The organism is Agromyces mediolanus (assembly GCF_014648575.1).
Classification (GTDB): domain Bacteria; phylum Actinomycetota; class Actinomycetes; order Actinomycetales; family Microbacteriaceae; genus Agromyces; species Agromyces mediolanus.
In genome coordinates, this window is the sequence record NZ_BMRJ01000001.1 from 986,782 (window position 1) to 1,009,937 (window position 23,156).

The 23,156-nt window shown below is 72.6% G+C and carries 23 protein-coding genes; 17 read left to right on the plus strand and 6 right to left on the minus strand.

The features are described from left to right. Positions 1 to 39 precede the first annotated feature (39 nt). The 3 genes from IEY71_RS04695 (at position 40) to IEY71_RS04705 (ending at position 3,694) form a co-directional block, all read left to right on the plus strand. Entirely contained in the window at positions 40 to 966 is a 927-nt protein-coding gene (locus tag IEY71_RS04695; protein WP_189084103.1) for an NAD(P)-dependent oxidoreductase, read from the plus strand. After that, entirely contained in the window at positions 963 to 2,156 is a 1,194-nt protein-coding gene (locus IEY71_RS04700; protein ID WP_189084104.1) for an iron-containing alcohol dehydrogenase family protein, read from the plus strand. Before IEY71_RS04695 ends, IEY71_RS04700 begins: the two co-directional genes overlap by 4 nt. 65 nt (positions 2,157 to 2,221) lie before the next feature. Beyond that, a complete protein-coding gene (locus IEY71_RS04705; RefSeq protein ID WP_189085075.1) occupies positions 2,222 to 3,694 on the plus strand; it encodes an NAD-dependent succinate-semialdehyde dehydrogenase in 1,473 nt (490 codons plus the stop codon). A gap of 11 nt (positions 3,695 to 3,705) precedes the next feature. Here IEY71_RS04705 and IEY71_RS04710 read toward each other — a convergent pair whose 3' ends face one another. Next, positions 3,706 to 4,311, minus strand: a complete 606-nt coding sequence (locus tag IEY71_RS04710; RefSeq protein ID WP_189084105.1) for a hypothetical protein — start codon at positions 4,309 to 4,311, stop codon at positions 3,706 to 3,708. 122 nt (positions 4,312 to 4,433) lie between these two features. Between IEY71_RS04710 and IEY71_RS04715 the strand changes: the two genes are divergently transcribed. Next, positions 4,434 to 5,882: a dihydrolipoyl dehydrogenase family protein gene (locus IEY71_RS04715; protein WP_189084106.1), complete on the plus strand. Its 1,449-nt coding sequence runs from the start codon at positions 4,434 to 4,436 to the stop codon at positions 5,880 to 5,882. Between the two features lie 109 nt (positions 5,883 to 5,991). Here the strand turns inward: IEY71_RS04715 and IEY71_RS04720 are convergent, their stop codons facing one another. Further along, complete coding sequence (locus IEY71_RS04720; RefSeq protein WP_189084107.1) at positions 5,992 to 7,008, minus strand: magnesium and cobalt transport protein CorA; 1,017 nt, start codon at positions 7,006 to 7,008, stop codon at positions 5,992 to 5,994. 388 nt (positions 7,009 to 7,396) lie between these two features. Between IEY71_RS04720 and IEY71_RS04725 the strand changes: the two genes are divergently transcribed. The 5 genes from IEY71_RS04725 to IEY71_RS04745 all read left to right on the plus strand — a co-directional run bounded on the left by IEY71_RS04725 (position 7,397) and on the right by IEY71_RS04745 (position 12,084). Beyond that, entirely contained in the window at positions 7,397 to 7,771 is a 375-nt protein-coding gene (locus IEY71_RS04725; RefSeq protein WP_189084108.1) for a VOC family protein, read from the plus strand. A 279-nt stretch (positions 7,772 to 8,050) separates the two neighbouring features. Next, complete coding sequence (gene dnaK, locus IEY71_RS04730) at positions 8,051 to 9,934, plus strand: molecular chaperone DnaK (protein WP_189084109.1); 1,884 nt, start codon at positions 8,051 to 8,053, stop codon at positions 9,932 to 9,934. Between the two features lie 2 nt (positions 9,935 to 9,936). Beyond that, positions 9,937 to 10,542: a nucleotide exchange factor GrpE gene (locus IEY71_RS04735; RefSeq protein ID WP_189084110.1), complete on the plus strand. Its 606-nt coding sequence runs from the start codon at positions 9,937 to 9,939 to the stop codon at positions 10,540 to 10,542. A gap of 136 nt (positions 10,543 to 10,678) precedes the next feature. Beyond that, positions 10,679 to 11,665: a DnaJ C-terminal domain-containing protein gene (locus tag IEY71_RS04740; RefSeq protein ID WP_189084111.1), complete on the plus strand. Its 987-nt coding sequence runs from the start codon at positions 10,679 to 10,681 to the stop codon at positions 11,663 to 11,665. 2 nt (positions 11,666 to 11,667) lie between these two features. Next, a complete protein-coding gene (locus tag IEY71_RS04745; protein ID WP_189084112.1) occupies positions 11,668 to 12,084 on the plus strand; it encodes a heat shock protein transcriptional repressor HspR in 417 nt (138 codons plus the stop codon). Positions 12,085 to 12,126: 42 nt separating this feature from the next. Here the strand turns inward: IEY71_RS04745 and IEY71_RS04750 are convergent, their stop codons facing one another. Then, positions 12,127 to 12,873, minus strand: a complete 747-nt coding sequence (locus tag IEY71_RS04750; protein WP_189084113.1) for a hypothetical protein — start codon at positions 12,871 to 12,873, stop codon at positions 12,127 to 12,129. 73 nt (positions 12,874 to 12,946) lie between these two features. Between IEY71_RS04750 and IEY71_RS04755 the strand changes: the two genes are divergently transcribed. The 7 genes from IEY71_RS04755 to IEY71_RS04785 all read left to right on the plus strand — a co-directional run bounded on the left by IEY71_RS04755 (position 12,947) and on the right by IEY71_RS04785 (position 19,550). Next, the gene (locus tag IEY71_RS04755; protein WP_189084114.1) at positions 12,947 to 14,140 is read left to right on the plus strand and encodes a class I SAM-dependent methyltransferase; all 1,194 of its coding nucleotides are present in this window, start codon (positions 12,947 to 12,949) and stop codon (positions 14,138 to 14,140) included. Beyond that, a complete protein-coding gene (locus tag IEY71_RS04760) occupies positions 14,137 to 15,042 on the plus strand; it encodes a DUF817 domain-containing protein (protein ID WP_189084115.1) in 906 nt (301 codons plus the stop codon). Before IEY71_RS04755 ends, IEY71_RS04760 begins: the two co-directional genes overlap by 4 nt. A gap of 40 nt (positions 15,043 to 15,082) precedes the next feature. Next, on the plus strand, positions 15,083 to 15,391 hold the full coding sequence (gene clpS / locus IEY71_RS04765) for an ATP-dependent Clp protease adapter ClpS (protein WP_229781529.1): 309 nt from the start codon (positions 15,083 to 15,085) through the stop codon (positions 15,389 to 15,391). Next, positions 15,388 to 15,876, plus strand: coding sequence for a DUF2017 family protein (locus IEY71_RS04770; RefSeq protein ID WP_189084117.1), 489 nt, complete (start codon positions 15,388 to 15,390; stop codon positions 15,874 to 15,876). Before clpS ends, IEY71_RS04770 begins: the two co-directional genes overlap by 4 nt. A 122-nt stretch (positions 15,877 to 15,998) precedes the next feature. After that, a complete protein-coding gene (locus tag IEY71_RS04775) occupies positions 15,999 to 17,525 on the plus strand; it encodes an LPXTG cell wall anchor domain-containing protein (RefSeq protein WP_189084118.1) in 1,527 nt (508 codons plus the stop codon). A 44-nt stretch (positions 17,526 to 17,569) separates the two neighbouring features. Further along, entirely contained in the window at positions 17,570 to 18,199 is a 630-nt protein-coding gene (locus IEY71_RS04780; RefSeq protein ID WP_189084119.1) for a histidine phosphatase family protein, read from the plus strand. Between the two features lie 175 nt (positions 18,200 to 18,374). Continuing rightward, the gene (locus IEY71_RS04785) at positions 18,375 to 19,550 is read left to right on the plus strand and encodes a DUF998 domain-containing protein (protein ID WP_189084120.1); all 1,176 of its coding nucleotides are present in this window, start codon (positions 18,375 to 18,377) and stop codon (positions 19,548 to 19,550) included. Here IEY71_RS04785 and IEY71_RS04790 read toward each other — a convergent pair. The 3 genes from IEY71_RS04790 to IEY71_RS04800 all read right to left on the minus strand — a co-directional run bounded on the left by IEY71_RS04790 (position 19,456) and on the right by IEY71_RS04800 (position 22,690). Continuing rightward, positions 19,456 to 20,784, minus strand: a complete 1,329-nt coding sequence (locus tag IEY71_RS04790) for a thioester domain-containing protein (RefSeq protein WP_189084121.1) — start codon at positions 20,782 to 20,784, stop codon at positions 19,456 to 19,458. The genes IEY71_RS04785 and IEY71_RS04790 overlap by 95 nt on opposite strands. A gap of 105 nt (positions 20,785 to 20,889) precedes the next feature. Then, positions 20,890 to 21,306, minus strand: coding sequence for an arsenate reductase ArsC (locus IEY71_RS04795; protein WP_189084122.1), 417 nt, complete (start codon positions 21,304 to 21,306; stop codon positions 20,890 to 20,892). 34 nt (positions 21,307 to 21,340) lie between these two features. Then, positions 21,341 to 22,690, minus strand: a complete 1,350-nt coding sequence (locus tag IEY71_RS04800; RefSeq protein ID WP_189084123.1) for an NAD(P)-binding domain-containing protein — start codon at positions 22,688 to 22,690, stop codon at positions 21,341 to 21,343. A gap of 86 nt (positions 22,691 to 22,776) precedes the next feature. On the opposite strand from IEY71_RS04800, the gene IEY71_RS04805 reads away from it, so the two are divergent. Then, positions 22,777 to 23,124 (plus strand): ArsR/SmtB family transcription factor, encoded by a 348-nt coding sequence (locus IEY71_RS04805; RefSeq protein ID WP_189084124.1) that lies wholly within the window; start codon positions 22,777 to 22,779, stop codon positions 23,122 to 23,124. Positions 23,125 to 23,156: the final 32 nt, after the last annotated feature.

Sequence of the window (23,156 nt, forward strand, 5' to 3'; positions counted from 1 at the left end):
CGCCCGCCCGATCTGCGAGAGAAACGCGAGAGACACAGCATGACGCATGCGGTCCTGCCGACGGTCGGCTTCATCGGCCTGGGCAACATGGGGTCCGGGATGACCCGGAACCTGCAGCGGGCGGGGTTCCCGCTCGTGGTGAACGATCTGCGCCGAGAGTCGGCCGCCGAGCTCGTCGCCGGCGGCGCGCGCTGGGCGGCGACGCCGGCCGAGGCCGCGGCCGCGAGCGACGTCGTGATCACGATGCTGCCGACGCCCCGGCACGTGGACGCCGTGGTGAACGGGCCCGACGGCATCCTCGCGGGCATCGCCGACGGCGGCACCTGGGTGGACATGTCGACCTCCGTGCCCGAGGTGGCCGACGCGGTGCGCCGGGCGCACGGCGCACGCGGCCTGCGCATCCTCGACGCCCCCGTCAGCGGCATGTCGGTCGGCGCCGCGAACGGCATGCTGCAGATCTTCGTCGGCGGCGAGGCCGAGGACGTCGCGCGGCTCCGCCCCGTGTTCGAGGCCATGGGCGACCCCGAGCGGATCCTCCACGTCGGCGGCGCCGGCGCCGGTTACGCCGTGAAGCTCATGATCAACCAGCTCTGGTTCTCCCACCTCGTGGCCACGGCGGAGGTGCTCGCGATCGGCGTGAAGGCCGGCGTCGACCTCGACGTGCTCCGGGACTCGCTCATCGCGAGCCCCGCCAACTCCAACTTCGTCGAGCACGACGTGCTCTCGATCCTCGACCGCGGCGACTACGACGAGGGCTTCGCGATCGCCCTCGCGTGCAAGGACCTCGGCCTCTCGATCGACCTCGCCCGCTCGGTCGGGGTGCCGGCCGAGCTCTCCGCCGTCGTGGAGCAGATCTACCGCCGGGCGAAGGCCCAGTACGGCGACCTCGCCGGGGAGATGACGCCCGTGCAGCTCTACGAGGACCTCATCGGCCGCCCGCTGCGCCGCGAGGCGGTGGCGGCATGACCGGCACCCGCCTGGCCCCGCTCCCGCGGCCGCTCGCCGAGACGGAGCTCGTGCTCGACCCCAAGCCCATCGCGTACTTCGGTCGTGGCCGGGTCGCCGAGGCCGGGGCGATCGTCGCCGCGCACGGCGCCGGCACGGTGCTCATCGTCACCGACCCCTTCCTCGCCGGCTCGCCGATCGTCGCCGCGGTGCGCGCCTCCCTCGACGCCGCCGGGCTCGCCGTGCACGTCTACGGCGAGGTGACGCCGAACCCGACGACCACGAACCTCGACGCGGGCAGCGATCTCGCCGCCCGCGTCGGCGCCGACGCGATCGTCTCGGTGGGCGGCGGCTCCTCGCTCGACGCTGCGAAGGGCATCGCCCTCGGCGCCGTGAACCCCGAGCGCGGCATCGAGCTCGACTATCGCGCCGCCTTCGCCCGCCCGGCGCTGCCGATCGTCGCGATCCCCACGACCGCGGGCACCGGCGCCGAGGTGAACGCCTTCGGCGTCATCACCGATGTCGTCGGCCACCGCAAGTTCTACGTCGGGCACGACACCGCGCTCGCGAAGGCCGCCATCCTCGATCCGGAGCTCACCGTCGGCCTGCCGCCGAGCGCGACGGCCGCCACCGGCTTCGACGCGCTGACGCACGCGCTCGAGTCCTATCTCTCGGTGCGGGCGAACCCCTACTCCGACGGCATCGCGCTGCAGGTGCTCGCGACCGTCTCGACCCACCTCCCGCGCGCGGTCGTCGACGGCGGCGACCTCGAGGCCCGCTCCGAGCTGCTCCTCGCGAGCCACGTGGCCGGTGTCGGCTTCTCGCACACGGGCCTCGGGCTCGTGCACGGCATCGCGCATCCGCTCGGCGGCCGCTTCGACATCCCGCACGGCCTCGCCCTCGCGATCGTCATCGGCGGCGTGCTGCGCCTGAGCCGGGCCGTGCGCGTCGAGCGCCTCGCGCGCGCCGCCTTCGCGCTCGGCGTCGGCGACACCGCGGCGACGGACGAGGAGAACGCGGATGCCGCGATCGATGCCGTCACGGGTCTCGCCCGGTCCATCGGCCTCGTCGGCCCGCTCTCGCGCTTCGGGGTGACCGAGGACGCCCTGCCCTCGCTCGCCGCCGACACCCTCGCCGACGCCGTCACGGTGAACGCGCCGCTGCAGCCCAGCGAGGAACAGATCATCGAGATCCTGCGGGAGGCGCTGTGAGCGGCACCCAGCCCAGCGGCGGCGCCAGCGGCGGCGCCAACTCCGGCTCCGGCTCCGGTTCCGCGATGCGACCGGCCGAGCGCGCCCTGCTCGCCTCGCTGCCCACGGGGCTCCTCATCGACGGCGAATGGCGCGAGGCATCCGACGGCGGCACCTTCGTCGTCGAGGACCCCGCCACCGGCGCCGCGCTCCTCGCGATCGCCGACGCCACCCCGGCCGACGGCGAGGCCGCGCTCGCCGCGGCCCACCGCGCGCAGGCCGGCTGGGCCAGGACCGCGCCCCGCGAGCGCGCCGAGATCCTGCGCCGCGCCTTCGACGCCGTCACCGCCCGCGCCGAGGACTTCGCCCTGCTCATGACGCTCGAGATGGGCAAGCCGCTCGCGGAGTCCCGCGGCGAGGTCGCCTACGGGGCGGAGTTCCTGCGCTGGTTCTCCGAGGAGACCTCGCGCGTCTCGGGCCGGTACGCGACCGCGCCCGACGGCCGCAGCCGCCTCCTGGTGCTGAAGCGTCCGGTCGGTCCGAGCCTGTTCATCACGCCGTGGAACTTCCCCCTCGCGATGGCGACCCGCAAGATCGCGCCGGCGATCGCGGCGGGCTGCACGATGGTGCTGAAGCCCGCCGCGCTGACCCCGCTCACGGCGCTCCTCTTCGCCGCCGTGCTCGAGGAGGCCGGGCTGCCGCCAGGCGTGCTGAACGTCATCCCGACGACGAGCGCGGGCCGCGTGACCGGCCCGCTCGTCCGCGACCCGAGGCTGCGCAAGCTCTCGTTCACCGGCTCGACCGAGGTGGGCCGCCGGCTCATCGCGGATGCCGCGGACCAGGTGCTGCGCGTCTCGATGGAGCTTGGCGGCAACGCCCCGTTCCTGGTCTTCGAGGACGCCGACCTCGACCAGGCCGTCGAGGGCGCGCTGCTCGCGAAGCTCCGCAACGGCGGCGAAGCCTGCACGGCCGCGAACCGGCTGCTCGTGCACGAGCGGGTCGCGGCGGAGTTCGCCGAGCGGCTGACCGCGCGGATCGCCGCCTACCCGGTGGCCCGCGGCACCGAGCCGGGCGCGAAGCTCGGCCCGCTCGTCGACGCCGGCACACGGGACAAGGTGCACGAGCTCGTCGAGTCGGCCCGGGCGGACGGGGCGACCGTCGCGCTCGGCGGCAGGCCCGTTCCCGGCCCCGGGTACTTCTACGAGCCGACCGTGCTGACGAACGTGCCGGCGGACGCGCGGATCCTGCGCGAGGAGATCTTCGGACCGGTCGCGCCCATCGTGACGTTCGCCGACGAGGCCGAGGCGGTCGCGCTCGCGAACGCCACCGAGTTCGGGCTCGTCGCCTACGCGTTCACCCGGGATCTCGACCGGGGGCTGCGCCTCGCCGAGGAGCTCGAGGTCGGCATGTTCGGGCTGAACACGGGCATCGTGTCGAACCCGGCGGCGCCGTTCGGCGGGGTGAAGCAGTCCGGCATCGGGCGCGAGGGCGGCTTCGAGGGCATCGAGGAGTACCTGGAGACCACCTACGTCGGCATCGCGGACCCGTTCCGCGGCTGAGCGCGGGCGCCTCAGCCCACCACGCTCGGGTCCGCGACCTCGACGACGAGGGGCGCCTCCGGCACCCCCGCCGCCCGCCACACCCGCACGGCCGCGCCGACGCCCGGGACCTGCGACTGCAGCAGCCGCTGCGCCGCCCGCTCGAGCCGCCACTCGGCCGTGAGCCGCGAGCCGTCGGCGAGGTCCACGTCGAGTTCGAAGGACGTCGGCGTGCCCTCCTCGGCGAGCTGAGTGCGGCGGGCGACGACGCGGCCGGTGGTGGGGGTCGCCGAGTCGCGGGCGGCGCTCCAGGCGGCCTGCGCCTCGCGGTCCTCGCGGGCCGCGCCGATCGAGCCGGCGAGCAGGAACCACGGCACGAGGCCCATCGCGCCGAGCAGCACCGAGAAGAGCAGGCTGAACCACCAGCCGGGCGTCTCCTCCGTCCAGAGCAGCACGACGCCCCAGGCGGCGACCGCGGTCGCGATGACCGCCGCCGCGGCGAAGGCGAGGCGGCCGGGCGTGCCGAGCCGACGCGGCAGGCGCAACGCCACCGGGGCGGCCGCGTCCGCGACGTCGTCGAGCCGATCGACGAGGTGGACGACCCTGGTGGCGGGCTGGGCGGCGCGCGTCGTCGGCATGGGCGCATCGTAGTGCGCCGGGGTGTCCGCCCGACAGCCGGGCGGGGAGGCTGGCGCTCCCGCACGCGCGCGACGACGATGGAAGGAGTGCCGCGCCGAGCGGCGCCGACGAGGGGAGCAGCATGCAGCAGGAATTCGACCTCATCGTGATCGGCGGCGGGCCCGTGGGCGAGAACGTCGCCGATCGGGCCGTGCAGGGCGGGCTCAGCACCGTCATCGTCGAGCACGAGCTCGTCGGCGGCGAATGCTCGTACTGGGCGTGCATGCCGTCGAAGGCGCTGCTGCGCGCCGGCGCCGCGATCAGCGCGGCCCGCCGCGTGCCCGGCGCGGCGGAGGCGGTGACCGGGCATCTCGACGTGCAGGCGCTCTTCGCGCACCGCGACGACGTCGTGAAGCACTGGGACGACAGCGGCCAGCTCGAATGGCTCGACGGGGCCGGCATCCAGCTCGTCCGGGGGCACGGCCGGCTCGACGGCGAGCGCCGCGTCGTCGTCGACACCCCGGACGGCGGCAGTGTCGAGCTGCGCGCCCGCGTCGCGGTGGTCGTGGCGACCGGCTCGGATCCGCTCATCCCGCGCATCGAGGGGCTCGCCGAGGCCCGGCCCTGGGCGAGCCGGGAGGCCACGAGCGCGGAGCAGGCGCCCCGCCGGCTCGCGGTGATCGGCGGCGGCGTGGTCGGCGTCGAGATGGCCGCCGCCTACGCCTCCTTCGGCACCGAGGTGACCGTCATCGCCCGCAGCGGGCTGCTGCGCGAGTTCGAGCCCTTCGCGGGCGAGCTCGTCGGCGAGGGGCTGGCCGAACAGGGCGCGCGGGTCATCACGGGGGCGTCGCCGGTGCGGGTCGAGCGGGTCGGGGCGGCGGACGACGCGGATGCCTCGGGCGGCGAGGTGCGCATCGAGCTGTCGACCGGCGAGACGATCGTCGCCGACGAGGTGCTCGTCGCGACCGGGCGCACCCCGCGCACCCACGGGCTCGGGCTCGAGACGATCGGCCTCGAACCCGGCGACTGGCTCGAGGCCGACGACACGCTCCGCGTGCCGGGGCACGACTGGCTCTACGCCGTCGGCGATGTGAACCACCGGGCGCTGCTCACCCATCAGGGCAAGTACCAGGCCCGGGCCGCGGGCGACGCGATCGCGGCGCGGGCGCGCGGCGACGAGGCATCCGACGCCCCCTGGGGCGCGCACGTCGCGACCGCCGACCACCACGCGGTGCCGCAGGTCGTGTTCGCCGACCCCGAGGTCGCCGCCGTCGGGCTCACGGCGGCCGGCGTCGAGGAGGCCGGGCTGCGCACCCGGGTGCTCGACTACGAGCTCGGCTGGGTCGCGGGCGCCTCGCTGCTCGCCGACGGCTATCGCGGCACGGCCCGCATGATCGTCGACGAGGACCGCGGGGTCGTCGTCGGCGCGACCTTCGTCGGGCAGGACGTCGCCGAGCTCGTGCAGGCCGCGACGATCGCGATCGTCGGCGAGGTGCCGATCGATCGGCTCTGGCACGCGGTGCCCGCCTACCCGACGATGAGCGAGGTCTGGCTGCGCCTGCTCGAGGCCTACGGCCGCCCCGCCGCCTGACCCTGCCTGGCTCGCTGAGCTCGTCGGAGCGTGTCGAGTTCGCTTCGACAAGCTCAGCGGACCAGCGGGCCAGCTCAGCGGACCAGGGGACGAGCTCAGCGGGCCAGGGTCAGAGCCAGCGGCGGAGCTTGAAGACCCCGTACAGCGCGGCGCTCATGCCGAGCATGAGCAGCAGCGCGAAGGGGTAGCCGAGGCTCCAGTGCAGCTCGGGCATGACGTCGAAGTTCATGCCGTACACGGTGCCGATCAGAGTCGGCGCGAACAGGATCGCCGCCCACGAGGAGATCTTCTTGATCTCCTCGTTCTGGGCGAGGTTCAGCTCCGTCATCCGGCGCATCTCCTCGTTCTGCCGCTGGGCGACGAGCGTCGCCTCGACCTGCAGGGCGTTGTCCAGGATGGCGCGGAACGCCCCGGCCCGCTCGACGATCCGCAGGGCGTGGTCGAGCACGTCGCGCAGCGAGCGGCGCAGCTCGACGTCGACGCCGTACTTGTCGGAGCCGCGGGCGAGCCCCTCGAGCATCCCGACGAGCGGCTGCGCCGCGCGCTGGAAGTCGAGCACCTCGCGGGCGAGCTCGTAGATCCGCCGGGAGACGCCCTCGACACCGGAGAACAGCTGGTCCTCGATCTCGTCGATGTCGTTCTCGAGCCCTGCGACGACGGGGCCGTACTCGTCGACGACCTCGTCGAGCACGGCGTAGAGCACCGCCTCCGGGCCCATCGCGAGCAGCTCGGGGGAGGCCTCGAGGCGCCGCCGCACCCGTCGGAGGTCGGGCGCCTCGGCGTGCCGGATCGTCACGACGAAGTCGGGCCCGACGAACAGGTGCAGTTCGCCGAACTCGACCTCCTCGTGCTCGTCGACGTAGCGGGCGGGGCGGAGCACGACGAAGAGGGTGTCGCCGTAGCGCTCGAGCTTGGAGCGCTGGTGGCCGGTGAGCGCGTCCTCGACGGCGAGCGGATGCAGCTCGAACTGCTCGGCGACCGAGCGCACTTCCTCGGGGCTGGGGCGGTACAGGCCGATCCAGGCCATGCCTCCGCCGGAGCGCATCACCTCGGACGTCTGCTGCAGGTTCTCGGGGGTGGCGGTGCGGAGGCCGTCCACGTACACGCCGTTGTCGATCAGGGTCATCATTTCGTCTCACCTCGTCTGGGTCGATCGCGCGACGTCCACGACGTCGCGGGGGCTGCGCGCTCGGCGCGCGGATGCCACCGCTCGGACCAGCGAGGGACGGATGCCTCGGGCGGACGTGCGATCGTGCCGCAGCCGCGTCGGGGACGCGGGGCGCTGCGGGCGGGACGATCAGTGCCGCGGGAGACCGGCTCGAAGGGGCGAGGCGGCGGCGCGGCTACTATCACCGGACATGTCGCATCACCTGCCTTCGATCGGGGCGGCCTCGTGCCGGAGTCGGCGGGAGGCCCGGGGGCCGGAAGGGCCCCGGCAACCATAGGCCGGGGCATCCGACAAGTCAATGCGGGGCGTCGGCCGGGATGTCGGTGGCCGGCGCGAGACTCGCGTCATGACCTCTCACACGCACGGCATCCCGCGCACGATCGACTACATCGAGATCTCCGTCACCGACCTGCCGGCCGCGCAGGCGTTCTACGGCGCCGCCTTCGGGTGGGAGTTCACGCCGTACGGCCCGCAGTACGCCGGCATCCGCACGGCGGCCGAGCGCGGCGGCGAAGAGGCCGGCGGGCTGATGCAGGTCGACGAGGTGACCACCGGCGGCCCGCTCGTGCTGCTCTACAGCGACGATCTCGACGGCACCGCCGAGGCGATCACCGCGGCCGGCGGACGGGTGACCCAGGGGCCGTACGAGTTCCCCGGCGGCCGTCGTCTGCATTTCGCCGACCCCAGCGGCAACGAGCTGGGCGTCTGGTCGGAGCGATAACCGCTCCCACCAGGCAAATCCTTCTGCTGCGGGAATACCGCACGCGCTCCAGAAGTTGAGTCAACTGTACTCAAGTTTTACCGGATCGACTTGACGCGTTCACCTCGATTTGCGACACTTGAGCCGTTGAGACTCAAGTCTTGACGGGGCCAGCAATGGCCGTCAGAGATGACAGAGACTTCGGCTGCGGGCCAGCACGGCCGAGCCGCGCGCTGAACCGGGGTCTCGCTCAGGCGCATCCGCGCCGCCGGACACCGGTCAGCAGAAGGAGAGAAACACATGTCACGAGCAGTTGGAATCGACCTCGGCACCACGAACTCCGTGGTCAGCGTCCTCGAGGGTGGCGAGCCCACCGTCATCGCGAACGCCGAAGGCTTCCGCACCACCCCCTCGGTGGTCGCGTTCACGAAGGACGGCGAGGTGCTCGTCGGCGAGACCGCCAAGCGCCAGGCCGTCACCAACGTCGACCGCACCATCTCGTCGGTGAAGCGCCACATGGGCACCGACTGGAAGACGCAGGAGATCGACGGCAAGCAGTACACGCCGCAGGAGATCTCGGCGCGCATCCTGCAGAAGCTCAAGCGCGACGCCGAGCAGTACCTCGGCGACACGGTGACCGACGCGGTCATCACCGTCCCCGCGTACTTCAACGACGCCGAGCGCCAGGCCACCAAGGAGGCCGGTGAGATCGCGGGCCTCAACGTCCTGCGCATCATCAACGAGCCCACCGCGGCCGCGCTCGCCTACGGCCTCGACAAGGGCAAGGAGGACGAGCTCATCCTCGTCTTCGACCTCGGTGGCGGCACCTTCGACGTGTCCCTCCTCGAGGTCGGCAAGGACGAGGACTTCTCGACCATCCAGGTCCGCGCGACCGCCGGCGACAACCGCCTCGGCGGCGACGACTGGGACGAGCGCGTCGTCGAGTGGCTGATCAAGCGCTTCAAGGAGTCGACCGGCGTCGACGTCTCGAACGACAAGATCGCGAAGCAGCGCCTGAAGGAGGCCGCCGAGCAGGCCAAGAAGGAGCTCTCGTCGAGCATGTCGACGAGCATCCAGCTCCCCTACCTCTCGCTCACCGAGAACGGCCCGGCGAACCTCGACGAGACGCTCACCCGCGCGCAGTTCGAGAACATGACGAGCGACCTGCTCGACCGCACGAAGAAGCCCTTCGAGGACGTCATCAAGGAGGCCGGCATCAAGGTCTCCGACATCGCCCACGTGGTGCTCGTCGGCGGCTCGACGCGCATGCCCGCCGTCTCGGAGCTCGTGAAGCAGGAGACCGGCAAGGACCCGAACAAGGGTGTGAACCCCGATGAGGTCGTCGCCGTCGGCGCCGCGCTGCAGGCCGGCGTGCTGAAGGGCGAGCGCAAGGACGTCCTGCTCATCGACGTCACCCCGCTCAGCCTCGGAATCGAGACCAAGGGCGGCATGATGACGAAGCTCATCGAGCGCAACACCGCCATCCCGACCAAGCGCAGCGAGACCTTCACGACCGCCGACGACAATCAGCCGTCGGTCGCGATCCAGGTCTTCCAGGGCGAGCGCGACTTCACGCGCGACAACAAGGCGCTCGGCACCTTCGAGCTGACCGGCATCGCGCCCGCGCCCCGCGGCATCCCGCAGATCGAGGTCACCTTCGACATCGACGCGAACGGCATCGTGCACGTGTCCGCCAAGGACAAGGGCACGGGCAAGGAGCAGTCGATGACCATCACGGGCGGCTCGTCGCTCTCGAAGGACGACATCGACCGCATGGTGCGCGAGGCCGAGGAGCACGCCGCCGAAGACAAGAAGCGCCGTGAGTCCGCCGAGCAGCGCAACCAGGCCGAGCAGCTCGCCTACTCGGTCGAGAAGCTGATCAAGGACAACGAGGACAAGCTCCCCGAGGACGTCAAGACCGAGGTCCAGGGCGATGTCGACGCGCTGAAGTCCGCACTCGCGGGCGAGGACGACGACGCGGTGAAGACCGCGTTCGAGAAGCTCTCGCAGTCGCAGGGCAAGCTCGGCGAGGCGATCTACGCGCAGCAGCAGTCCGAGGCGCCCGCCGGCGCCGGTGAGGACCAGAACGCCAGCGGCCAGGCATCCGACCAGGCGTCCGACGAGGACGTGGTCGACGCCGAGGTCGTGGACGACGAGGACCCCTCGACAGGACAGGCGAAGTAACCATGGCTGACGAGAACCAGAACCCCGACGAGCCGGTCATCCGCGACAAGCGGAAGATCGACCCCGAGACCGGTGCGGTTCGCGAGCCCTCGAGCGAGACGGATGCCGCGGCCGACGCCGCGGCATCCGCCGACGAGGCCGAGCTCACCGTCGACGACATCCTCAACGCGGCGCAGGCCGAGGTCGCGGAGCCGAACGACGAGCACCTCGCCGACCTCAAGCGGGTGACCGCCGAGTACGCCAACTACCGCAAGCGCACCGAGCAGAACCGCGAGCTCGAGCGCGACCGGGCGGTCGGCCAGACGGTCGCCGCGCTGCTGCCCGTGCTCGACGACCTCGACCGGGCCGAGAAGCACGGCGACCTCGAGGGCGACACCGCCTTCGGCACGATCGCCGCGAAGCTCCGGCAGGTCACCGAGCGGCTCGGGCTGGTGCGCTTCGGTGCGGTCGGCGAGCCGTTCGACCCGCAGCTGCACGAGGCGATCTTCCAGCAGCCCGCCGACGACGTGGAGGTCGACACGGTCGCCGACGTCGTCGAGACCGGGTACCAGCTGGGCGAGGTCCAGCTGCGGCCGGCCAAGGTCGTGGTGAAGAGCCCGCAGGGCTGAGCCCCGGCAGACCGCTCCACGAGACGGGAGGAGATTCGCGCCAGGGGAGGATGGGATCGTTCGATCCGACCTCCGCCGCAGCGAATCTCCTCCCGCACTCATTCAGATACGACAGACTTCAAGAAAGGAGGTGCCGATGGCCAGTCAGGACTGGTTCGACAAGGACTTCTACCAGGTGCTCGGCGTCTCCAAGGACGCGAGCGACAGCGAGATCAAGAAGGTCTACCGCAAGCTCGCGCGCAAGTACCACCCAGACCAGAACCCCGGCGACGCCGCGGCGGAGGCGAAGTTCAAGGAGATCTCCGAGGCGAACGCCGTGCTCTCCGACCCCGAGCAGCGCAAGGAGTACGACGCCATCCGGGCGATGGGCTCCGGCGCGCGCTTCACGGCGCCCGGCGCCGGCGGCCAGGGCGGCTTCGAGGACGTCTTCGGCGGCATGTTCAACCAGGGCGGCGGCGGTCAGCGCTACACCTTCCAGCAGGGCGGCGACTACGACGACCTGCTCGGCGGGCTCTTCGGCGGCGGCCGCTTCGGGCAGCCCTCCGGAGGCTACCGCGGCTTCGGCGGGCCGACCCGCGGGCGCGATGTCACGGCGACGACCACGCTCGACTTCATCACGGCGACCAAGGGCGAGCAAATCACCCTGCAGACCTCCGACGGCAAGCCGATCACGGTGCGCATCCCGGCGGGCGTCGCCGACGGGCAGAAGATCAAGCTGCGCGGCAAGGGCCACCCCTCGCCCGACGGCGGCGAGACCGGCGACCTCATCCTCACCGTGCACGTGCGCAAGCACCCGGTCTTCGAGCGCGACGGGCTGAACCTCCGCGTCACCGTGCCCGTGACGTTCACCGAAGCCGCGCTCGGTGCCACGATCCAGGTGCCGACCCTCGGCGGCGACCCCGTCAAGCTCCGCGTCGCGCCCGGCACCCCGAGCGGCCGCGTGCTGCGGGTGAAGGGCCGCGGCGTCGAGACGAAGAAGGGCACCGGCGACCTGCTCGCCGTCGTGCAGATCGCCGTCCCCTCGCACCTCTCGAAGGAGGCGAAGGAGGCGGTCGAGGCGCTCGCCGCCGCCCTCCCCGACGAGGACCCGCGCGAAGACCTGCTCGCAAAGGCGCGGAGCTAGCCGTGAACGAGACGAGCCCGCTCTTCGTGATCTCGGTCGCGGCCGAGCTCGCGGGCATGCACCCGCAGACCCTCCGGCAGTACGACCGGCTCGGGCTCGTGTCGCCCACCCGCACGGCGGGCAAGTCGCGCCGCTACTCGATGCGCGACGTCGTGCAGCTGCGCGAGATCGCCCAGCTCTCGGCCGAGGGCGTGAGCCTCGAGGGCATCCGCCGGGTGCTCGGCCTCGAAGACGAGGTGCAGAGCCTGCGCGCCCGCGTGCGCGAGCTCGAGGCCGCGCTCGCCGACGAGATGCTGAACCGGCCGGGTCGCCGCGTGTTCGCCGCCGGTTCGGCCGGTGAAGTCGTCACCCTCAAGGCCGGCACGCGCGTCCGCCGCGAGAACGCGCTCGTCGTCTGGCGCCCGCTCGAGCACGAGTAGCGGCCCCGCCGCGGCGGCGAGCCCCGGACACGAGCAGCCGGCTCAGCGCCCCCAGGCCTCCGCGGGCGCCTCGATGACGTCATACGGCCGCGAGCTCCAGTGCGTGCCGTAGCCGTAGTGGCTCGACGCCCACGGCGAGGCCCAGATCGCCTGCGCCGTCGCGTCGGCGGAGTCGCCGCGCTGCAGCGCCGCGTCGACGGCCGGGTACCGTCCGGAGCGCAGGTTCTCGGCGGCGTAGTACGCCGCGACGGCGAGGTCGGGGTAGCTCCCGAGCCCCGAGCCACCGCCCGAGCCCTGCCCGTTGTTGAGCGGGTTGTTGCGGTTCCACCAGTTGTCGGCGCCGTTCTCCTGGCGCATCCATCGCATCATGAACGTGACGTTCTCTTCGGTCACCGGCCAGTCGCCCTCGATCAGCACGAGCTTCGCCCAGTCGAGATTGGTGCCGCCCGCCACGAGCGTCTGGGTGCCCGTGGACGCGACGTACGACTCCTCGGCCACGCCGGGCAGTGCCGCGGCGTCGTGCACCTCGATCGACTGCACCGCCTCGGCCACGGTGTCGGCCGATCCGTCGGCGACGAGGGCGACGGCCGCCGGGTCGGGGGCCGGCGAGCTCGGGGCGAGCGCGAGCCCCGCGGTCGTGCCGAGCACGACGAAGGAAGCGAAGAGGGCCGCGAAGCGGCGGGCGACGGGCGGCCGTGCGGCGTCGCTGCGGGGTCGCTCGCTCGCCGCCGCACCGGGGTTCGGGGCGACGGCCGGGTCGGTGGAGCGGGGGAACCGGCGGTGACGCATGCGGATGCGAGGGTAGCAAACCCGACTGGATCCCTCCAGAGCGCGCCCAGTCGGCGCCGGGTAGCCTGCCGAGGTGGACTTCACTGCGCTGCGCCGGCATCCCGACGTCGAGGGGCCCGGGCTCGAGGCATCCGATGCCGCCGACCGGCTGATCCTCGACGAGGCGAGGGCGGCCGTCGGGGCGCTCGCGCCCGGTGAGCTCGTCGTCATCGACGACGCCTTCGGGGCCCTCGCGCTCGGCGCGGTGGACCTCGGCGCGCGCGAGGTGCGCGTGCACCAGGACCCGATCACGGGCGAGCGCGCGCTCGCCGAGAACGCCGCCCGGCTCGGGCTCGCGCACGAGGTGCGCTCGGAGCCGCTCGCGCCGGCGCTCGTCGCCGGGGCGCGGCTCGTGCTGCTGCGGCTGCCGCGCTCCCTCGACCGGCTCGACGAGATCGCCGAGCTCGTCGCCCGCCACGCCGACCCCGCCGTCGAGATCGTCGCCGGGGGACGCCTGAAGCACATGTCGATCGCGATGAACGAGGTGCTCGGCCGCGCGTTCGCGCGCGTCGACGTGAGCCTCGCGCGGCAGAAGTCGCGGGTGCTGCGGGCGAGCGGTGCTCGGGCCGAGCTGCGGCCGGCGGGCGGCGGAGCGGATGCCCCGTCGAATGCCGCGCCCGTCCGCTGGCCGCGCCGCGAGCGCCACGACGAGCTCGGCCTCGTGGTCGTCGCGCACGGCGGCGTGTTCGCGGGAACGAAGGTCGACATCGGCACCCGCTTCCTCCTCGGTCACCTCGCCGAGGCCGTGCCCGACGCGGCATCCGCCGTCGACCTCGCCTGCGGCAGCGGCGTCATCGCGACGAAGCTCGCGCTCTCGCGCCCGGGGATCCGGGTGACCGCGAGCGACCGTTCGGCCGCCGCCGCGGCATCCGCCCGCCTCACCGCGCTGGCCAACGGGGTCGCCGAGCGCGTGACCGTCGAACGCGCCGACGGCCTCGAGCTCCTCGCCGACGCGAGTGAGCCCCTCGTGCTGCTGAACCCGCCGTTCCACAGCGACGCGGCGCTGTCGACGGGCATCGCGGGCCACCTCTTCGCCGAGGCCGCACGGGTGCTGGCGCCCGGCGGCGAGCTCTGGTGCGTCTGGAACTCGCACCTGCGCTACCGCCCCCTGCTCGACCGCCTCGTCGGCCCGACGCGTCAGATCGCGAGGAACGCGAAGTTCACGGTGACCGCCTCCCGACGGGCCGAGCGCAGCACCGAGCGCAGCGCCGAGCGGGCGGGCGCGTGACGGCCGCCGAACAGCCGGCCGACGACGAGCGGCCGGACCCGCGCCGACTCACCTCCGTCGAGCAGCGCATCGACGCCGCGGCGCACCGCCTGCTCGCGGGCGCGCCCGAGCACGGGGCGAAGGCCAAACTGCTCGAGTTCCTCGTGTTCGGGGCGAAGCAGGCCTGGGCGTGCGTCTTCGGCGCCGCGCTCCTCGCCGTCATCGTCGCGGCGCGGCTCTGGTACCCCGACGACGCCTGGCTCGCGCGCAACGACGCCCTGACGCTCGCGGCGATCGCGATCCAGATCGTGATGCTCGCCACGCGCCTCGAGACCGGCCGCGAGCTCTGGGTGATCGTGCTGTTCCACCTCACGGGCACGGCGATGGAGCTGTTCAAGACCGACGTCGGCTCGTGGAGCTACGACGGCGACGGGGTGCTCCGGATCGGGGCCGTGCCGCTCTTCTCGGGCTTCATGTACGCGGCGGTCGGCTCGTACATGGTGCGCGTGTACCGGCTCTTCGACCTGCGCTTCACGCGCTATCCGCGGCGCTGGCTCACGGCGGTCGTGGCCGCGGCGATCTACGCGAACTTCTTCGGGCATCACTTCATCGTCGACTTCCGCTGGCTGCTGCTCGCCGCGGTGGTCGTGCTGTGGTGGCCGACGATGATGCACTTCCGGGTGTGGCGGCGGGTGCACCGGATGCCCCTGCTCGTCGCGTTCGGCCTCGTCGCCCTGTTCATCTGGTTCGCGGAGAACATCGCGACGTGGGGCGGCGCGTGGCTGTACCCGGACCAGCTCGACGGCTGGCACCCCGTCTCCGCGTCGAAGCTCGTGTCGTGGTTCCTGCTCATGATCATCTCGGTGGTGCTGGTGACGTTCGTCTATCGGCCGCGGGAACCGGATGCCCCGACGGAGCGCTGACGGGGGTGCGCGTCCGGCGGCATCGTGTCAGGCTGGAGGCGTGACCGGGATCCTCGAAGCCACCGACGTCGAATTCGACGTCGACCTCGACCGCGCCACCCGCGAGGGCGCCGCGCGGTCCTGGCGCGCCATCGTGTGGGACGACCCGGTGAACCTGATGAGCTACGTGAGCTACGTGTTCCGCAGCTATTTCGGCTACTCCCGCGAGGAGGCGGAGCGGCTGATGCTGCTCGTGCACACGACCGGCAGGGCAGTCGTCGCGACGGGCAACCGGGAGGCGATGGAACGGCACGTGCAGGCCATGCACGGCTACGGTCTGCAGGCGACGGTGGCGAGGGCGGAGCCGTGATCGTCGCGGGCCGCAGCGGCGAGGGCGTCCGGCTCGTGCTCGAGGCCGAGGAGGCGATGCTGCTCTCCGAGCTCGCCGACCAGGTCGACTCGGTGCTGCTCCTCGGCTCCGGCGAGGACCCGGCGATCGACCGGCTGCTCCCGAACGCCTATCCCGACGACGTCGAGGCGGCGGGCGAGTTCGAGCGGTACACCCGCGACAGCCTCGTCGACGGCAAGCGACAGGCGGCCCAGTCGGTGCGCGACGCGACCGACGTCAGCGACGGCCGCGACCTGGTCGAGATCGAGCTCGACGAGTCGCAGGCGTGGGGCTGGCTGACCTTCCTCACCGATCTGCGGCTGATCCTCGCCGAGCGGGTCGGCGTCACCGACGACGGCGGCTACGCGGAGGACGAGGAGCGCGACGACTACCTGCGCGCGGCCTACGAGTGGGCGGGCTTCGTGCAGGGCTCGATGCTGGAGATCCTCGACCCGATGGACGCCTGAGCCGCTTCCAAGTCGATCCCGCCCTCCGTTCGCGGGCTTCCGCGGGTGCGCCGCGCATGGATAGGGTGCGTACGCGGCGTCTCGGGATCGCGTCGCGATGATCGTGACGACGGGGGACGGGCATGCGCGGACGGATGTTGACGAAGGCGGCCCTGGTCGCGGCCGGTGCGGCGCTCCTCGGAACGGTCGCGGCCGCCCCCGCCGCCGTCGCCGCACCCGCCCCGTCGCCGGCCGAGGTGCCGATCATCGCCGAGTCGCTCCGGGACGGCACCTTCCTCCCCGCGGTCGAGGTGCAGGTGGGCGAGCGCCCGCTGACCCTCCTGCTCGACACCGGCTCGGAGGGGCTCGTCGTCTACCCGAACCGCCTCGCGGGCGACACGACGGTCGATCGCACCGACGTGGTCGCGAATCCGGACTACAACGGCGCGCACGTCTTCGGGCATGTCGCGCTCGCCGACGTCGCCATCGGCGGCGCGGCACCCGCCCGGTTGCCGTTCGTGCTCGCCCATCGCTGCGAGCCCGTCGACTGCCTCGGCGGCGACGACGGCCTCGACGGCATCCTCGGGGTGAGTCAGGGGCTCCGCACCTGGGGCGAGGCCGGTGAGACGCAGTACCCCTGGTGGTCGGCGATCGCCCAGCTGCCCGACGGCGCCGGCGACGGCCACACCATCCGCATCACGCACGCGCCCACCGCGCCGGGCGAGCGGATCGGCACCCTGTCGCTCGGCGCCCCGCTCGTGGGCGAGGCGGATGCCGTCCTCCAACCCGCGCTGACGGGCGGCGGCGACTACCCGGGCAGCGACCACCCGATGTTCGCGAAACAGGCCGAGAGCTGCTGGTCGATCGCCACGACCATGAACTGCCTGCCCACGACCGTCGACTCCGGAGAGCGCGGCTCGGTGCTGATGGGCGACTTCGGGGCGTGGGCGACGCCGATCCCCTCGCCGACCCCGTTCCCGGGCGGCGGCGCCGAGGAGATCGCGCACCTGAACACGGGCACGCCGATCTCGTTCGCGACCCCCGGGGGCGCACCCTTCTGGACGCGGACCGTCGCCGGCGGCTACCGCGCCGCCGGGCTGTACCAGCCGATCGGCGCGTCGCCGAGCGAGGATGCGGATGCGGATGCCGCGGCGCTCGCCGCGAGCGGGCCCTACTTCAACACCGGCAACGTCTTCTTCGTCGGCCGCTCGATCGGCTTCGACAACCTCACCGGGCGGATCGTCGTCGGCCCGGTCGACGGCCTCCCCGCCGCGGTCCAGCAGGTGAGCCTGAGCGAGGGCGACCGCAGCGTCGAGGTGGGCTGGACCGACGCGCAGCCGGGGGTCGAGTCCTACGTCGTCCGGTTGAAGACGACGGCCGGGGAGCCGCTGCAGGAGCGCGTCGTGCTCGGCGCCCCGACGCCGCAGCTGTTCACGGGCGTGGCCGACGGCGTGGACGTCATCGCCGAGGTGGCCGCGGCGAACGCCGCGGGCCTCGGTCCGTGGCTGGCCTCGCCGAACCCGGCGCGGTTCCGCCCGCACCTGCCCGAGACCGGTTCCGATCCGGCAGCACCGATCCTCGTCGCGGCGAGCCTCGCTGCGGCGGGGCTGCTCGTGCTCGCCGCTCGTCGCCGGGCCTCGGGGTCGCGGGCGTGCCGAGGCATCCGCTGATCCGCTCGGCCGACGTCTGCCCGTGACCTGGCAGGGTTGGGGAGATGAAGCGCGTCTATGTCGTCACTCATCCGGAGGCATCGCATCACGTCGATGGTCTGGTCGGAGGCTGGTACGACTCTCATCTGACTGCGAAAGGTCTTGCGGAAGCAGGAGAGATTGCTCGGCATCTTCGTTCGTTGATTCCCGCGGGGGAGCTGCCTCAGATTGTTTCGTCCGATCTTCGTCGAACGCGGGAGACCGCAGCGGCGATCGCCGAGGTGTTCGGGACCGGCGCAACACTTGATTCGGGTCTCCGGGAGAAGTCGTACGGCGTCGCCGAGGGACGTCCGCAGGCCTGGTTTCGCGAACGCTTCGTCCCTCCGCCGGCGGTCGGCGAACGGATGGATCACGACGAGGGGATCGAGGGGGCGGAGACCAAGCAGGAATGGCTCGAGAGAGTGCATGCGGCGGTCGCGCGCTTCGAGGATGATCCCGCTCCTCATCGCATTGTCGTCACCCATGGGGGCTCGGCGAGTCCCGTGATCGCAGCCTGGATGAGAATCCCCGTCGAAGCGTGTGCATACGCAGTCTTTCGAACTCCCACGGGGAGTGTGACCGTGCTCGAGCAGGATGATCGCTTCCACAATCGTTCCCTCGTCACCCTTGGCGACCGGGGCTTCTTCGCCGAGTGACGGCGGGATTGGCGACTCGCGAGACCGCGATCCGGCCAGGCGCAAGGCGTATCGGATCCCGCCCCGCTGAAGGAGACGCGCACCCGACGAGCAGGAGATCCACCTCGCCATCGTCCCGCGCCCTAGAGTGGTGCCGAGCGCGGCCGGTGGTCGGGCGCGCCGCGGGGGAGGCGCAATGAGCACGACGCAGGAGCATCCGGCCGGACCGGCGCCCAGGGAGCACGACGATCCCGTCTCGCTCCGCGCCGCGCTGCGGCATCCCGCCGAGAGCGCCGAGTCGCTGGAGTCGGTGGCGCTGCTCGCCGGCAGCGCGTTCTTCGTCGTCGGCGGGCTCGTCTCGCTCGCCGTCTTCTGGGGTCGCGATCTCCCCATCGCCGGCGGGCAGGGCTCGCTCGGCGAGTTCGTCGGCATCGCCGGGGCCGTCGTCGCGGTCGTGGCCTTCGTGCTCGGCCGGGTGCTCGTGCGGCGCACCGCGAACCCGGCGCTCCGCCGCGAGATCGGGCAGGGGCTGTCGGTGCCGGGCGCCCGACTGCACTGGTTCGACGTCACCGCCCTCGCGATCGCGCACGGCGCCATCGCCCTGCTCAGCTGGTTCGCGCTCGCCACGGTGCTCGAGTTCTGCTTCCGCGACGCCGTCGTGTTCACCCTGCCGGGGGCGGCGCTCGCCGCGGTCGCGATGGCCCTCACCGGCTACGTCTGCTTCCTCTCGGCGGCGCGGATGACGCCGATGCTGCTCTCGCTCGTGCTGGCCGTGTTCCTCGTGGTCGGCGCGCTCACGAGCATGCTCTCCGCGAGCGACCCGCACTGGTGGAAGGAGAACCTCTCGGCGCTCGGCATGACGAACGACGTCTCCGCGATGGCGTTCAACCTGACGCTCATCGTCGCCGGCGCCATCGTCACGATCATCGCGCGGTACGCGACGGCGACGCTGCCCGCCGGGAACCCGCCCGACCGGCGCGGGCGCGACCTCGTGCGGATCGGGCTGATCCTCATCGGCGTGTTCCTCGCCTGCGTCGGGATCTTCCCCGTCGACCGCTTCTTCCTCCTGCACAACACGGTCGCGACGGGCATGGCGGTCTGCTTCGCGGCGATCGTCGTGTTCCTGCCGTGGCTGATCCGCACCGCGCCGCGGGTGTTCGTCGGGCTCGGCTACGTCTACGTCGTCGTGATCATCGTGATGGCGGTGTTCTTCGCCACGGGCTACTACAACCTGACGGCCGTCGAACTCGTCGCCGCGTGCCTCATCTTCAGCTGGATCATCGTCTTCCTGCGGACCGCGGGAGCGGCCGGTGGTGCGCCGCTCGGAGCTGCCGACGTCGCGAGCGAAGGGTCAGTAGCGCCGCGCCGCTGACGAGCACGGCGAGCGCGCCGAGCAGCGGCGGGCCGGCGTCCGCGCCCGTCCGGGCGAGCGTCGGCGTGGCGTCGTTCGCGACCGTCGCGGGGGATGCCGCGGCAGGCACGGTCGGCGCCGCCGGGTCGGCCGGGGTGCCGGGCGTGCCGGCCTCGATCGGGGTGGCCGGCTCGAGCGGGGTGCCGGGTTCGACCGGCGCACCCGGTTCGATCGGGGTGGCGGGGATGCCGGGCCGCGCAGCCGTCCACGTCAGCTCGATGTCCGCCGAGATGAGGGACTCGCGACCGTCGGCGATCATCATCGTCTGCCGGCGCGGGGTGGTCGGCGAGGTCAGGAGCAGGCCGTCGTACCCCTCGCCGACGAGCTCGGCGCGGAGCGTCGCAATACCGGCCGGGGCGTCGGCGGGGACGTCGAGGTACAGCGCGGTGTCGCGCGGCGGGGCGGCCGGATCGATCGGGGCCCCGTCGGCGGTCACGACGGGGTAGCCCGACGGGGTGTCGAGCGTGAGCGCCCCCGCCGAGGCGGCGATCGTGAACGGGCCGACGAGCCCTCCGGCCTCGCCGGCGAGCTGCTCGGGGGTCATGCGCAGCGCGGGTCGGCTCGACTCCCCGAGGCCGACGTTCGCGGGCCCCGTCAGGTGGTCGACGAGCGACTGCACCCGCTGCGCCGCAGGGGACGTCGTGTCGACGCCGTTCGGGGTCACGAGCCCGCGGTACGCGAATCCGGCCGGCGCCGGAGCCGAGTCGGTCAGCTGCCAGATCGCGACCTGGGTGCCCGTGATCGCCTCCCGCTCAGTGAGCCCGGCGAGGCCGGCCGCAGCGGCGGCGGCGTCGAGCGACTGCTGCGGGTAGGAGTTCGACACGATCCAGGCGACCTGCTCGCGCACGCGCGGCTCGTCGGCGAAGCGGTTGTCGCCGGGGAACGAGTCCCAGCCGCCGATGTCCATGCGCTCCTCGTAGCCGGGGTGCACCGTGACCTCGATGCAGTAGGCGAACAGCTCCGGTTCGGCGCCGGGGCCGGTGTGCACTGCGAAGAGCTGGGACACCGCGGAGGTGCGACCCCAGGCGATCTCGTAGCCGAGCTGCGACTCGCGCACCGATCCCACGCGGGGGTACCCCTCCTCGACGTCGAGCGCCGCGGCGGGCGCGCTCACGAGGACGGCGGGCACCGCGAGGGCGAGCAGTGCGAGCGCGGTGCCGGGGGCGCGCCGGGAGGAGGACATGATCGGGCTCATGGCGAGCAGATTACCTCAAGATCAATGACGGGATACCAGTGCTCTCAAGGATTCGCCCAGGAAAATCAGATACGCACGGTTGATCGCGGGTCGAAGACCCCTGGTTCAGGCGACCAGCTCGACGCCGAGTTCCGTGAGCAGGCGCCCCACGCGCTGCTTGATGTCGTCGCGCACCCGGCGGACGGTTTCGAGGTCCTTGCCGGCGGGGTCCTCGAGCTCCCAGTCCTCGTAGCGCTTGCCCGGGAAGATCGGGCACGCGTCGCCGCAGCCCATCGTGATGACCGCGTCGGCGGCGCGCACGTCGTCGGTCTGCAGCAGCTGGGGCACCGCCTCGCCGATGTCGATCCCCTCCTCGCGCATCGCCTCGACCGCCACGGGGTTGATCGAGGCGCCGGGTTCGGAGCCGCCCGATCGCACCTCGACCGCGCCGCCGGAGAGGGCGCGGGCGTAGCCCGCGGCCATCTGGCTGCGGCCGGCGTTGTGGACGCAGACGAAGAGGACGGTGGGGCGGGTGTCGGTCATGGGGTCCATGCTTCCTGACTCGGGTGAACGGATGCTACGCGCAGCTCGACGGCGACGCCGGCCCGCAGCACGAGGAGCTCGCCGAGGCGGTGCCGCCGAGGCTCGACGAGCAGACGCCGGTCGCGGGCAGCACGAGCTCGACCTTCGCCGCGGCGGCGCGGTCGCCCGCGAGGTGGGCGACGATCGAGCGGACCTGCTCGTAGCCGGTGGCGAGCAGGAAGGTGGGGGCGCGGCCATAGGACTTCATGCCGGCGAGGAAGAACCCGGGCTCCGGGTGCTGGAGTTCGGCGAAGCCATGCGGCCGCACGGTGCCGCAGCTGTGCAGGTTCGGATCGATCAGCGGGGCGAGCCGCCGCGGCGCCTCGACCACCTCGTCGAGGTCGAGGCGGATCTCGCGAAGTAGGTCGAGGTCCGGGCGGAAGCCGGTGGCATTCACGACCGTGTCGGCCGTGAGCTCCTCGAGCGCGTCGCCGCGATGCCCGATCAGCGTCACTCGCTCGCCGTCGCGGCGGAGCCGGACGATCTCGAAGCGGTCGACGAGGCGTACCCGCCCCTGCGCCACGAGCTGTTGCACGCGACCGCCGAGGGAGGCGCGCGCCGGTAGCTCGTCGTCGGCCGCGGAGCTGACGCGCACCGCGGCGCTGTTCCGAATGACCCAGGTGATCGTGGTGCCGGGTGCCCCGGCCGCGAGCTCGGCGAGCGCGAGCAACGTGTTCGCGGCGGAGTGCCCGGCGCCGACGACGATCGTGTGGCGGGCGGCGAATCGCTCGCGCTCCGCGCCCAGGACATCGGGCAGCGCAGTCGAGATGGCGTGCTGCACCTCCTCGGCGCCGAGCAGGTCGAGTCCGGAGGAGGCGAGTGAGTTCGGTGAGCGGTAGGTGCCTGAGGCGTCGATGACTGCGCGCGCCCGCACCTCGCGGGTGCCGTCGGCTCCGCTGACGCGAAGGAGGAAGGCGGTGCGCTCGCGGCCACTCGTGCGGGTGCGGTCGGCGCCGTCGCGACTGACTCCCGTGACCCGCGCTCCGGTCGAGAGGTGCTCGGCGACCGCCGGCAGCGCGGCGAGCGGACGCAGGTAGGCCTCCACGAGTTCGCTCCCGGTCGGCAGGACGTCTTCGCGGGGGTGCGTCCACCCGGCAGCCTCGAGGAGTCGACGGGATGCCGGGTCGACCAAGTGGCGCCAGGGGGTGAACAGGCGGGTGTGTCCCCAGCTCTGGATCGAGTCGGCCACCCGGTCGCCGGCTTCGTAGATCTCGAACGGGATGCCGCGCTCGACCAGGTTCGCCGCGGCCGCCAGGCCGATCGGGCCGGCGCCGATGATCGCGACGGGGAGGTCGACGAGGGGGTTGTCGTGCAGGGTGGGGGCGGTCAGCTCGACGAGGGTCACGGGTGCCTCCTTGGCATCGAAGAACATCGATGCAGCTCAGCATCCACCCTGTATCGAAGAATGTCAATATGGCGTAGAGTCGTGTCATGACCGAGGTGATCGAGCTCCCCGTGATCCAGCAGGACAGCTGCTGCGCACCGGTGGCGAGCGCGCCGATCACGCTCGAGCAGGCCGCGACCACCGCGGGCCTGTTCAAGGCCCTCGGCGATCCCACCCGCGTGCTGCTGATCTCGATCGTCGCCGCGGCCGAGGGGCAGGAGGCCTGCGTCTGCGACCTAACCGAACCCACCGGGCTGTCGCAGCCGACGGTCTCGCACCACCTGAAGATCCTGACCGAGGCGGGGTTCCTCAGCCGCACCCGGCGCGGCAGCTGGGCGTACTACGCCCTCGTGCCGGGCTCGCTCGATCGCCTGGCGACCGTCCTCGCCGAGTAGGCCGCGCCGCGCACGGACGACGACGGGGCCGG